This window comes from Polaribacter sp. MED152, assembly GCF_000152945.2.
Classification (GTDB): domain Bacteria; phylum Bacteroidota; class Bacteroidia; order Flavobacteriales; family Flavobacteriaceae; genus Polaribacter.
The window spans coordinates 2,944,965-2,957,500 of the sequence record NC_020830.1 but is presented as its reverse complement, the minus strand read 5'-3'; the positions used below and the strand labels follow the sequence as shown (position 1 = coordinate 2,957,500).

The following is a 12,536-nucleotide window of genomic DNA, read 5'->3' as shown; positions in this document are numbered from 1 at the left end:
GACTCCGATCCGAACTGTGATATGGTTTATAGATTCGCTCTCTGTTGCCAGATGGCTGCTCATTGTCCATACCATTGTAGCACGTGTGTGGCCCAGGACGTAAGGGCCGTGATGATTTGACGTCATCCCCACCTTCCTCTCGGTTTGCACCGGCAGTCTCGTTAGAGTCCCCATCTTTACATGCTGGCAACTAACGACAAGGGTTGCGCTCGTTATAGGACTTAACCTGACACCTCACGGCACGAGCTGACGACAACCATGCAGCACCTTGTAATATGTCCGAAGAAAAGTCTATCTCTAAACCTGTCATACTACATTTAAGCCCTGGTAAGGTTCCTCGCGTATCATCGAATTAAACCACATGCTCCACCGCTTGTGCGGGCCCCCGTCAATTCCTTTGAGTTTCAATCTTGCGATCGTACTCCCCAGGTGGGACACTTATCACTTTCGCTTAGTCACTGAGCTAATGCCCAACAACTAGTGTCCATCGTTTACGGCGTGGACTACCAGGGTATCTAATCCTGTTCGCTCCCCACGCTTTCGTCCATGAGCGTCAGTACATACGTAGTAGACTGCCTTCGCAATCGGTATTCTGTGTAATATCTATGCATTTCACCGCTACACTACACATTCTATCTACTTCCATATGACTCAAGTCAACCAGTATCAAAGGCAGTTCCATAGTTAAGCTATGGGATTTCACCTCTGACTTAATTGACCGCCTGCGGACCCTTTAAACCCAATGATTCCGGATAACGCTCGGACCCTCCGTATTACCGCGGCTGCTGGCACGGAGTTAGCCGGTCCTTATTCTTACAGTACCGTCAAGCTGCTACACGTAGCAGTGTTTCTTCCTGTATAAAAGCAGTTTACAACCCATAGGGCAGTCTTCCTGCACGCGGCATGGCTGGGTCAGAGTTACCTCCATTGCCCAATATTCCTCACTGCTGCCTCCCGTAGGAGTCTGGTCCGTGTCTCAGTACCAGTGTGGGGGATCTCCCTCTCAGGACCCCTACCTATCGAAGTCTTGGTAAGCCGTTACCTTACCAACTAACTAATAGGACGCATAGTCATCTTTTACCGATAAATCTTTAATTACAAAGTGATGCCACTTCGCAATACTATGGGATATTAATCTTCATTTCTAAAGGCTATCCCCCTGTAAAAGGTAGATTCTATACGCGTTACGCACCCGTGCGCCGGTCGTCATCTAGTGCAAGCACTAATGTTACCCCTCGACTTGCATGTGTTAAGCCTGCCGCTAGCGTTCATCCTGAGCCAGGATCAAACTCTTCATTGTATATTTTAAATAATATGAATGAATAAGTTTCAAAAGAATTACATTAATCTAAACTAATGTGGTTATTCTACTCTTTGTTTACGCTGTCAATTTCAATATTTTCAATGAACTTATTTGAACTAAAAACTAAATATCTCTCAACCTAATCTTAATATCAAACTTTGTAGAAATGATAGAATCGAACTATCTAAAATTGTTAAATCTTATTCCAAAATCTCTCTGAACTTTTTCGCTGTTTTTGTTAGCGGGTGCAAATATAGAAACTATTTTTATTCTGACAATAAAAAAATAAAAAAAATTAAATTTATTTTTTAACCCCTAAAAAACTGAACTTTTTTCCCGAAAAAATCGGACTGCAAAGATACTATTAAATAACCTTACAAACCTAATTAAAAATGAAAAAAATTCCATCCTAAATCAAAAACCAGAATCCTTTAAACTAAACCCCAAAAACAACATCTTAATGAACTAAACTAACATACTCATATTTCCGTTAGCGGGTGCAAATATACAACTCATTTCTATTCCCACAACTATTTCTCAATAAAAATTATAAATCTTTTTAAACCCAAACCGCAAATCTCTCTAAACATGAAACTTACAACACCAAAAAAAATGTAAAAAAATACTAACTTTTTAATCAATGATCATCATATAGAATTAAATGAGTATTTGAATACTTATTGGTTATATGGTTTAGTGCAGAAAATATTCGTTTTGAAGACCAGAAAATATCAAAAATTGGATTTATTTTTTCTTCTTTTTCATTTTTGAAAACATCACCCTATACTTTTCGACATTAATTTCTGCTTTGTTTTTTAAAATAATGTCAGAAAAATCAAACTCAAGTTTTGTTTTTTGACTTTCTAAGGTTCCATCTCTAAATGCTCTTTGCAAGATATCTTCAATTAAATAATCTTCATTTACATTTTCTGGATCATATTCATCCTTTAAAGAAAGTTTAAAAAGGTTGGCTGTTGTGTTGTACCAAAATGCTTTCCACCCACTTCTTAACTCTTTTATATTGTTAAAAGCGGTTTCTCCTGTTTGACGATGAATCAATTTAATTAAAATACGACCTTCAGTTTTTGTCATTTTTTTAATTTGATCTGTAAATTCACCTTCAATATACTTTTGAACTTGTCTAGTGTATTTTCTTTTTTTACGTTTCGATTTTATTTTACTTAACCTAACATTTAAAGAGTCTAATCTTTTTGATGCTAAAATTGCATAAGGATATGCCTTAAATACTTTTCTTCTAAACCATAAGTAATATCGAATATCATCTTTAGACTTAAATTTTTGTTTTGGTAATAATGTAATCTCATTTAAATTAATGGTTATACTATCTCCTGGTTTAACAAAAATATAATCCTCTATATTATTAGGTAACGAATCTAACACCTCTTTTTTCTGACAAAAAGCAGCAATAGAAACACACATTATATATATGTATAGTATTTTTTTCAAATCTTTATATGATTATCATAAATTAAGCCAAAGTATCTAAGCAATTTTATTGATAAAATCTTGCTCTGATATTATTTGTATGCCTAGAGTTTCGGCTTTTGCTAGTTTCGATGGCCCCATATTATCACCAGCCACAATAAAATTGGTCTTTTTAGAAATAGAAGAGCTTACTTTACCTCCATTATCTTCTATAGCCTTTTTCAATTCTGTTCTACTCATTTGATGAAATACTCCAGAAACCACAAATATTTGTCCTTTAAGTTTATCTGTTTGATTTTCTAAACTCTCAGCTGAAACCGATAATTGCAATCCTGCCTCTTTTAAGCGATTTACAAGTTGTATACTAGTTAAGTTTGATGAAAAATCGATAATACTCTGTGCAATTCGATCTCCAATCTCGTCTACAGCCACCAAAGTTTCGAAATCTGCAGCCATTAAATTGTCTATAGATTTAAAATGCTTGGCTAACTTTTTAGCCACAGTTTCTCCTACAAAACGAATTCCTAAAGCAAATAATACTTTTTCAAACGGAATTTCTTTTGATTTTTCAATACCGTTAATTAGATTCTTGGCAGACTTTTCTGCAATTCTTTCTAATGGTAACACTTTCTCTACAGTTAACTCATAAAGATCTGCATAATTCTGAATTAAACCCTCTTTTCTCAGTAAATCTACAGTTTCTCCTCCTAAACCATCAATATCCATTGCTTTTCTAGAAATAAAATGTTGAATTCTTCCTGTAATTTGTGGAGCACAACCAAACTCGTTTGGACAGTAGTGTTTTGCATCACCTGCAGTTCTAACCAATTCTGTACCACATTCAGGGCAATTGGTTGCATATACTGTTGGCTCAGAATTTTCTGGACGTTTAGAAAAATCAACCCCAACAATTTTTGGAATTATTTCTCCACCTTTTTCTACAAAAACAGTATCATTTATTCTAACATCTAACTTTTCAATTTGATCTGCATTGTGCAAAGATGCTCTTTTAACAGTTGTACCTGCCAATTGCACTGGATCTAAATTGGCAACTGGAGTAATTGCACCTGTTCTACCAACTTGATATGTAATTTCGTTTAGTAAGGTAGCTTCTTGTTCTGCTTTAAATTTATAAGCAATAGCCCATCTTGGAGCTTTAGAAGTATAGCCCAACTCTTCTTGCTGCTGCAAATTATTTACTTTAATAACAATACCATCTGTTTCATATGGTAAATCTTGTCTTTTAGTATCCCAAAGATTAACAAATTCAAAAACTTCATCTATTGAATTTACAAGTTTTATGGTTTTAGGAACTTTAAAACCGACTTTTCTTGCTTGTTCTAAACTTTCAAAATGGGTTTTGTATTTGCGCTCTTCTGTAACTACTTGATACAACAAACAGTCTAAAGGTCTTTTTGCAACTTCTGCACTGTCTTGTAATTTTAAACTCCCACTTGCTGTATTTCTTGGGTTTCTGTATTCTTCTTCTCCATTCGCAACTCTTTCTTGGTTCATTTTATTGAAACCATCTAAAGGTAAAATGATTTCACCTCTCATTTCAAAATTACTTACAAAGTCATCTTGAATACTTAAAGGAATAGATAAAATGGTTTTTATATTATTAGTTACTTCATCCCCTTGAAAGCCATCACCTCTAGTTACTGCTTTTATAAACTGACCATTTTCATAAGTTAGGTTAATAGATGCACCATCGTATTTTAGTTCGCAAGTGTATGAAATTTCTGTAGTCCCTAATATTTTTTGAATTCGTTTTTCCCAATCTAACAGATCATCTTTAGAATAAGAATTATCTAAAGAATACATTCTGTTTTTATGAACTACAGTATTAAAGTTTTTGGTGATAGTACCTCCTACTCTTTGCGTTGGTGAATTGGCATCGAAAAAAAGAGGGTTCTCCTGCTCTAACTTATCTAACTCCTTTAATTTAATATCAAATTCAAAATCAGAAATCGTAGCATTATCTAAAACATAGTAATTGTAATTGTGTCTATTTAGTTCGTTACGTAATTCTATGATTCTTTCTTGAACATTCATATTAATAAAACTTTGTTTACGGCGTTTTTAACTGTATATTTCTATAAATCTAAAATGATAAAGAAATGAAATACGCTATAAAAATACATAAATTTTCTACAGTTGACGACCTAGATAATGCATGGAATTTAGAAGATTTTAAAGTGCTTTTAGAGCGTTTTGAATTACCTAATGTGGAAAGTACTGATTTAAAAGAAGTAAGGGAATTGCTTTTTATGGCAATTGCAGATAAAGACCCTAGTGAAGCAGCCAGAATTGTTCTAGATTACAAATTGTCTAACGAAATGAATGAACATCAAATTGATTCTGTTTCTTATGAGATGTTGGTTGATAAAATATCTGAAGAATACCCAAGAATTGAATTACATAAAACACTATTTATTATTAATCAATTACTGTATAAGGCGTTTAATGGTAAATTCCCTAATGCAAAAGCAACTATTATTGATTTTGATATTACTCCTAAAATGAATGCTGATAAAGACATCACCAAAGAAATTGTATTAAAATGTTTTGCTCAAAATTTAGATAGCCACAATGTAATTAAAAGATTATTTCATAATCAATTAGATGCTGAAGAAGCTTTTGAAGAAGCGAATGACATTATTTGGTTTCTGAACAAAACAGAAAATCAGTATCAATTAATTACCTCTGACTATTTTATGAGTAGTCAAGAATTTATTAACGAAGAATTTGATGCAAATATCTCTTTTTATGAAGAGGAATAATACTATAAAAAAGAAAACCCAAAACAAAAGTTTTGGGTTTTCTTTTTATAATGTAAAAGGCTACTACTAATAATATGTATACCTTCTTACTTTTGCAATGTGTTTTGCCAAACGCATTACTTGATGTGAATATCCATATTCATTATCATACCAAACATAAATCACTATAGAATCGCCATCTGTAATAGTAGCTTTGCTATCAAAAATTGATGGAGCTGTAGATCCAATAATATCTGAAGAAACCAGTTCGTTATCTAAAGAATATTTAATTTGCTCTACTAAATCACCCTCTAAAGCATTTTGTTTTACTATCGCATTTATAACATCTGTAGTAACTTCTGTTCTTAATTGTAAACTTAAAATAGCTAAAGAACCATTTGGAACAGGAACACGAATTGCATTTGAAGTTAATTTACCCTCTAATGCTGGCAATGCTTTAGAAACAGCTTTACCTGCACCAGTTTCTGTAATTACCATATTTAAGGCAGCAGCTCTACCTCTTCTGTATTTAGAGTGCATGTTATCTACTAAGTTTTGATCATTAGTATACGCATGAATGGTTTCTAAATGTCCTTTTTTAATTCCGAAATTATCTTCTAAAACTTTTAAAACTGGCGTAATTGCATTCGTTGTACAAGAAGCAGCTGAAAAGATATCTACCTTATCAGGATCGTTTTGTTTATGATTAACTCCATGTACAATATTTGGTATTCCTTTACCTGGTGCAGTTAATAAAACCTTACTTGCACCTTTTGCTTTTAAATGTCTAGCTAAGGCAACATCATCTCTAAAAGCACCAGTGTTATCTATAATTAAAGCATCGTTAATATTATATGCTGTATAATCTATATCTTCTGGGTTTTTGGCAGAAATCATATGTACAGTTGTACCATTAATAATTAAAGCTTTGTTTTCGATATCTGTTTGTACAGTACCCAAAAAATCTCCATGAACAGAATCTATACTTAATAAAGAAGCTCTTTTATCTAAAACAGCTTGCGTAATTTCACCACGAGTAACAACTGCTCTTAATCTTAATTGAGAGCCTTTACCCATTTTTGTCATTAACTCTCTTGCCAATAAACGTCCAATTCTACCAAAACCATACAATACAACATCTTTAGGTGTTATATTTTTTGCTTCGGTTACATCTTTTAATTGTTTTTTTACAAATGCAATTTTGTCTTCGCAACTTTTAGGATTTAAATGACATTCGTAAGCCAATTTACCAATATCTAATTTAGATGATGGTAAATCTATTTGTTGTATTGCTTTTGCAATACTTAACGCATCTTGAATTGTAATTGGTTTATTTACAAATTCTTTTGCATAATCAATTAAATTTAAAACCTCACTAGCTCTTTTATCTACTAACGGATTTCTAAAAAGTACAAGTTCAATAGATTTATCATACCATAAATCATTTACGATATTAATAAACTCTACAGTAGCTCTTCTTGTTTGTGCTTGCGAAGAAACTTCTTTTTCGTAATCTAAAATTGATGACATAGTTGTGTTGCTATTTTAAAATTTTTGCAAAAGTATTTCTTTTTTTTAAAACACGAAATCGATTTCGTGAAAAGTTTAGAATAAAAAAAATCCTGATGAAATCATCAGGATTAAATTTTAGTAAATCAATAATTATCTAATTACAAACTTCTCTACTTCTCCTTTCGGATTTATTAATTCCAAGAATAATGGGTTACCATTTCCGAAATTACTGCTCTGTATATTCTTTATGGCTTCAGCAGCAGTTAACACAGGCTTCTTATTTACTTTTGTTATAATATAGCCTTCTGTGATACCGTAATAAGTTAAGGTTCTGTTTGCATTTTGAATAATTTTGGCCCCACCTTTTATGTCGAATTTCTTCTTTTCCTTCTTAGTTAAATCCTTCACAGAAATTCTTAGAGCATTAGAAACGTAACTGTCCCTTTTATTTAAAATAATCTTTTTAGTTATTAATTCACCTTCTCTTTCTAAAGTTACATCAACATAATCTCCAGGTCTTTTTGCAGTTAACTGCCCTTTTAATTCAGAGAATTTAGAAATTTTGACATTATTGATGCTTTTTATAACATCTCCTTCTTTAAATTGATTGTTGTTGGCACCTTCATCATAATACACTTTTCCTACTCTAACCCCTTCATCTTCGTAAGTATTATCAATACCAATACCTAAAATTGCCTCTTGTACAGCACCAAATTCTAATAAGTCGTCTACAATTTTCTTTGCGATATTAGATGGTACAGCAAAAGAATATCCAATAAATGAACCTGTCTTAGAAGATATTGCAGTATTTATACCCACCAATTCTCCTCTAGTGTTTACTAAGGCTCCTCCACTATTTCCAGGATTTACAGCTGCATCTGTTTGTATAAAAGATTCGATGTTTCCATTACCTTCTAAATCTCTACCTTTTGCACTTACAATACCTGCAGTTACTGTAGATGTTAAGTTGTATGGATTACCAACTGCTAATACCCACTCACCTATTTTTACATTATCTGAGTTGGTAAAAGTAGTATATGGTAAATCTATATCTGCATTAATTTTTAACAATGCAATGTCATTTGTAGCATCTGCCCCAATTAACTCTGCTTCGTATTTTTTCTTGTTATTTAACGTGATTTCAATTGAAGTTGCATTATCAATAACATGATTATTTGTTACAATATAACCATCTGCAGAAATAATTACTCCACTTCCAGTACCTACTTGCTCAAACTTTCTAATACCATTTCCTGTACCAAAGAAAATATCTAAAGGACTCTGCTGTGTTCTTGTAGATGTATTTTTAACGTGAACCACAGAATTTACTGTTCTTTCTGCAGCCAGAGTAAAATCTACAGATTCTGCATTTAATGCAGGTGCTGCCTCGTTAAAAGCTGGATTATAATTTGCCTGAATTGCAGGTAAAGAAGCGTTTTGTAAATTATTTTGAGCGACTGGCTCATCAAAAAGCATTTTATACCCTCCTAAAGTTAGAGCTCCTCCTAAAAATGCCATTCCTAAAAAACTAAAAAATTTCTTCATAAATCTAAATTTTTAATTAAGTAAATATACAATTTTAACATTTTCAAAAAATCTGTTTAACTTGGTTTTAACTACTTTTAACCGTGTTTTAACAGAACTAATTTTACACGTAAATCATTACCTTTGTTGCATGAATTTACCTTTTTTAAAATATCAAGGAACAGGAAACGATTTTGTGATGATTGATAACAGAACAAAAATCTTTCCAAAAAAAAATACTGACAAAATTTCAGAAATTTGTGATAGACATTTTGGTATAGGTGCAGATGGAATTATTCTTATTGAAGAAGATGCTGATTATGATTTTAAAATGATTTATTACAATGCAGATGGAAGTGAAACTTTTTGTGGTAATGGAGCAAGATGTGCAGTCGCTTTTGCAAAACACTTAAAAATGATTGACCAAGAAACCACATTTACTGCAGTTGATGGTTCTCATTTTGCATCTGTAAATAATGATTTCATTTCTTTACAAATGATAGATGTCTCAGAGTTTCAAGTAAAAGAAAATTCAATTTTTACATATACAGGTACACAGCATCATGTAGAAATGGTGAACGACCTAGAGGAATATCCTGTTTACGAAAATGGTAGAAAAATAAGAAACTCTTATGAAAATCCAGGTAGTAATGTAAATTTTGCACAGCAATTAAATGATACTACCTTTAGGGTTAGAACCTATGAAAAGGGAGTAGAAAACGAAACTTTAGCTTGTGGAACAGGTGTAACTGCAGTAGCCTTGGCCATGCATAAAACTGGGAAGACAAATAGTAATAATATTTCACTTCCTGTAGAAGGTGGTCTTTTAGAAGTTTCTTTTAAAGAAGAAAATGGTGTTTACACTAATGTGTTTTTAAAAGGACCAGCCACTTTTATTTTTAAAGGAGAAATTGAAATTTAATGGCAACACTTAAGGGTAAAACTGTTTATTTACGAGCTTTAGAGCCAGAAGATTTAAAATTTTTATTTCAAATAGAAAACAATGAATCGTTTTGGGAGGTTAGCCATACACAAACTCCGTTTTCTAAATATGTTTTGAAACAATATTTAGAAAATGCTCATTTAGATATTTTTGAAGCAAAACAATTAAGGCTCATGATTGTTGATGCAAATTCTCATGAAAAGATAGGCTTAATTGATTTGTTTGATTTTAATCCTCAGCATAAAAGAGCTGGAGTTGGCATTTTAATAACACCAAATTATCAGAAAAATGGATTTGCAACTGAGGCCTTATCTATTTTAATAAATTACAGTTTTACACACTTAAATTTACATCAATTGTATGCGAATATTACCATTGATAATTTAAAGAGCATCAAATTATTTGAAAGTAAAAACTTTAAAGTTGTAGGCGTTAAACAAGATTGGATTTTATCTCAAGGAAAATTTAAGGATGAAATTCTTTACCAATTGATAAATGATTAGTTTTGCTAAAATTTAAGAGTTTTCCATTTTGAAAAAGAAACTAGGCATATTAGCGATTATTGTAATTATTATTTTATCTGTAATTACGTATACTTACTATCAAAACATTTTTGGGTCAGCAATTAATAAAGAAACTGAGCTTTTTGTATATGATACAGATGATTTGAATAACATCAACAAAAAGATTGCTCCTTTTTCTGACAAACCAGACTATTTTCTTTGGGTGGCCTCGAAAAAAAGCTTTTCAAAAGTTAAACCTGGTAGATATATTTTAAAAGAAGGCATGTCTAACAACGATTTGGTAAACATGCTTAGAATTGGAAATCAATCTGCAGTTAAAGTTTCCTTTAACAATCAAGATACTTTAGAAAAATTTGCAGGTAGAATTGCAGAACAAATTGCAACAGATTCCACTTCTATAATAACTTCTTTTAAAAATGAAGAATTTCTTAAAGCAAATAATCTAACTCCTAAATCAGTATTGCAAATTTGCATTCCTAATAGTTATCAATTTTATTGGACAGTTTCTGCAGATCAGTTTAGAGATAAGCTATTGTTAGAATATAAGCGTTTCTGGAATAAAAGTAGATTGGCTAAAGCCAAAGCTTTAGGGATGACAAAATCTGAAGTAATTACACTGGCCTCTATTGTACAAAAAGAAACTGCAAAGAAAACAGAAAAACCAATTGTAGCTGGTTTATACTTAAATCGTCTAAAAAATGGTTGGCCTTTACAGGCAGATCCTACTGTAATTTATGCCATTAAAGAAGTTAAAGGTCAAGACTTTGTTGTAAAACGAGTTTTGAATGTTGACTTAGAAATAAACTCACCTTACAATACCTATAAATATAGAGGCTTACCACCTTCTTTAATTAGCATGCCAGACATTTCTTCTATAGATGGTGTATTGAATTATAAAGAACATAACTATTATTATATGTGTGTCGATATAGACAATTTTGGCTATCATAAGTTTGCAAATAGCTTGGCTGAACACGCTAGAAATGCAAGAGAATATCAAGCCTGGCTTAATAAACAAGGCGTAAATAGGTAAGTATTTATCAAATAAAGCCTAATTCTCTCTTTTTGTTATGTAATTCCTAAAAGCAAACGATATAGTAAGCCTAAAATCTTAATAAAAACACCTATAAACGTTCAAATACATAATTTCGACGAAATTAATCTTCTGATTATCAGTGTTTTCAAAAATAATCTTAAATTTGCACCCGTAAAACAAAGGTTATTATGATCAAAAAGTTTTTATTTCTTATAGCTTTAACTTTAGTGCTAACTGCAGCTACTGAAGTTACTGAAAAGAAATCCCCAGTAAAAGCAGATACAAATCCTGTTTACGTAGACTACAACATTCCTTATTTACAAAAAAACTTTGTTGCTTTCAAAGAAGCTGTTGCTTTTAAAGAATCTCAAGGTAAATACAGAGTAATTAATACTTTAGGTTACTTAGGTAAATATCAATTTGGTAGAACAACTTTAGAACGATTTAGAATTTATGATACCAAAGCTTTTTTAAATAATCCTGAGCAACAAGAAAAAGCATTTATTGCTTTATGTAGCGTAAACAAATGGATTCTAAGAAAAGATATAGAACGTTCAGTGGGTAAAACCATTAACGGAATTAAAATTACAGAATCTGGTATTTTGGCCTCAGCTCATTTAAGTGGAGCAGGAAACGTAAAAAAGTTTCTAAGAAGTAATGGTACAGAACGTTTTAAAGATGCTTATGGCGCAACTATTCAAATGTATATGAAAAAGTTTGCGAATTATGATGTAAGCGTTATTAAAGCCGATAGAAAAGCTAAAGTATAATTATTTCTGAATTATAAATATGGCTGGTTTCTTATGTAAATCTGGCTGTTGATGTTTCCAATCTTTTATAGCAAGCGTTTTTATATATTCACTAGGCAATGTAATATCTGCTGCAATGCATAAATTGGTACTTGGCGATAAAATCGATTTTAAATCTGCCAACATTTTTTCGTTTCTATAAGGTGTTTCTATAAAAATTTGAGCTTGATTTTTATCTAAAGAAAGCCTTTCTAAATCTTTAATAGCTCTTTTACGCTCACCTTTATCTATAGGCAAATAACCATTAAAAGCAAAGTTCTGACCATTCATTCCAGAACTCATCATAGCCATTAAAATTGAACTAGGCCCAACTAAAGGAACCACTTGAATATTTTTTTCATGTGCTAACTTTACAATACTTGCACCTGGATCTGCAATTGCAGGCACACCTGCTTCTGAAAGCAAACCTACATTAAATCCTTGAGCACAAACATCTAAATAGGTTTGTGTTTCTTCTTCTACTGCATATTTGTCTAATAACTTAATAGTAAGGGAAGGTTGCGATTTTTTGGGAGATATTTTCTTAATAAATCGTCTTGCAGATTTTTCATTTTCTACAATGTAGTAATCTATTTGTTCTACCACTTTTTTTACTGATAGTGGCATTACCTCTAAAGGTTCTGTTTCTCCTAAAGTAGTTGGAATTAAATAGAGCTTACCAATCATTGTAAATAAAA

The 12,536-nt window shown here is 31.9% G+C and carries 10 protein-coding genes and 1 rRNA gene (1 of these 11 only partly in view); 5 read left to right on the top strand and 6 right to left on the bottom strand.

Features of this window, described 5'->3' with window-relative positions:
* The 3 genes from MED152_RS13275 to ligA form a co-directional block, all read right to left on the bottom strand.
* Window positions 1-1,300, bottom strand: a 16S ribosomal RNA gene (locus MED152_RS13275); it reaches 220 nt to the left of the window's first position.
* 747 nt (window positions 1,301-2,047) lie between these two features.
* Entirely contained in the window at window positions 2,048-2,770 is a 723-nt protein-coding gene (locus tag MED152_RS13270) for a DUF4294 domain-containing protein (RefSeq protein WP_238559143.1), read from the bottom strand.
* Window positions 2,771-2,806: 36 nt separating this feature from the next.
* Window positions 2,807-4,804, bottom strand: a complete 1,998-nt coding sequence (ligA, locus tag MED152_RS13265) for an NAD-dependent DNA ligase LigA (protein ID WP_015482412.1) — start codon at window positions 4,802-4,804, stop codon at window positions 2,807-2,809.
* Window positions 4,805-4,869: 65 nt separating this feature from the next.
* Here ligA and MED152_RS13260 point away from each other — a divergent pair, with 65 nt between their 5' ends.
* Complete coding sequence (locus tag MED152_RS13260) at window positions 4,870-5,532, top strand: hypothetical protein (protein WP_015482411.1); 663 nt, start codon at window positions 4,870-4,872, stop codon at window positions 5,530-5,532.
* Between the two features lie 66 nt (window positions 5,533-5,598).
* Here MED152_RS13260 and MED152_RS13255 read toward each other — a convergent pair whose 3' ends face one another.
* Both MED152_RS13255 and MED152_RS13250 read right to left on the bottom strand, forming a co-directional pair.
* Window positions 5,599-7,041 (bottom strand): glyceraldehyde-3-phosphate dehydrogenase, encoded by a 1,443-nt coding sequence (locus MED152_RS13255; RefSeq protein WP_015482410.1) that lies wholly within the window; start codon window positions 7,039-7,041, stop codon window positions 5,599-5,601.
* A gap of 132 nt (window positions 7,042-7,173) precedes the next feature.
* Window positions 7,174-8,568, bottom strand: a complete 1,395-nt coding sequence (locus MED152_RS13250) for a trypsin-like peptidase domain-containing protein (RefSeq protein ID WP_015482409.1) — start codon at window positions 8,566-8,568, stop codon at window positions 7,174-7,176.
* Window positions 8,569-8,698: 130 nt separating this feature from the next.
* On the opposite strand from MED152_RS13250, the gene dapF reads away from it, so the two are divergent.
* The 4 genes from dapF (at window position 8,699) to MED152_RS13230 (ending at window position 11,820) form a co-directional block, all read left to right on the top strand.
* Window positions 8,699-9,469 (top strand): diaminopimelate epimerase, encoded by a 771-nt coding sequence (dapF, locus tag MED152_RS13245; protein ID WP_041383720.1) that lies wholly within the window; start codon window positions 8,699-8,701, stop codon window positions 9,467-9,469.
* Window positions 9,469-9,993, top strand: coding sequence for a GNAT family N-acetyltransferase (locus tag MED152_RS13240; RefSeq protein WP_015482407.1), 525 nt, complete (start codon window positions 9,469-9,471; stop codon window positions 9,991-9,993). Before dapF ends, MED152_RS13240 begins: the two co-directional genes overlap by 1 nt.
* 28 nt (window positions 9,994-10,021) lie before the next feature.
* Entirely contained in the window at window positions 10,022-11,047 is a 1,026-nt protein-coding gene (mltG, locus tag MED152_RS13235) for an endolytic transglycosylase MltG (RefSeq protein WP_015482406.1), read from the top strand.
* A gap of 191 nt (window positions 11,048-11,238) precedes the next feature.
* A complete protein-coding gene (locus MED152_RS13230) occupies window positions 11,239-11,820 on the top strand; it encodes a hypothetical protein (protein ID WP_015482405.1) in 582 nt (193 codons plus the stop codon).
* On the opposite strand, the gene MED152_RS13225 is transcribed toward MED152_RS13230, so the two are convergent.
* A complete protein-coding gene (locus MED152_RS13225; RefSeq protein WP_015482404.1) occupies window positions 11,821-12,525 on the bottom strand; it encodes an SAM-dependent methyltransferase in 705 nt (234 codons plus the stop codon).
* Between the last annotated feature and the right edge of the window lie 11 nt (window positions 12,526-12,536).

What these genes read in the sequence shown, in the direction of transcription:
- MED152_RS13260 (WP_015482411.1), top strand. Translation starts at nt 4,870, where the DNA reads ATGAAATACGCTATAAAAATACATAAATTTTCTACAGTTGACGACCTA.
- MED152_RS13255 (WP_015482410.1), bottom strand. Translation starts at nt 7,041, where the DNA reads ATGTCATCAATTTTAGATTACGAAAAAGAAGTTTCTTCGCAAGCACAA.
- MED152_RS13250 (WP_015482409.1), bottom strand. Translation starts at nt 8,568, where the DNA reads ATGAAGAAATTTTTTAGTTTTTTAGGAATGGCATTTTTAGGAGGAGCT.
- MED152_RS13225 (WP_015482404.1), bottom strand. Translation starts at nt 12,525, where the DNA reads ATGATTGGTAAGCTCTATTTAATTCCAACTACTTTAGGAGAAACAGAA.
- MED152_RS13230 (WP_015482405.1), top strand. Translation starts at nt 11,239, where the DNA reads ATGATCAAAAAGTTTTTATTTCTTATAGCTTTAACTTTAGTGCTAACT.
- MED152_RS13240 (WP_015482407.1), top strand. Translation starts at nt 9,469, where the DNA reads ATGGCAACACTTAAGGGTAAAACTGTTTATTTACGAGCTTTAGAGCCA.
- ligA (WP_015482412.1), bottom strand. Translation starts at nt 4,804, where the DNA reads ATGAATGTTCAAGAAAGAATCATAGAATTACGTAACGAACTAAATAGA.
- dapF (WP_041383720.1), top strand. Translation starts at nt 8,699, where the DNA reads ATGAATTTACCTTTTTTAAAATATCAAGGAACAGGAAACGATTTTGTG.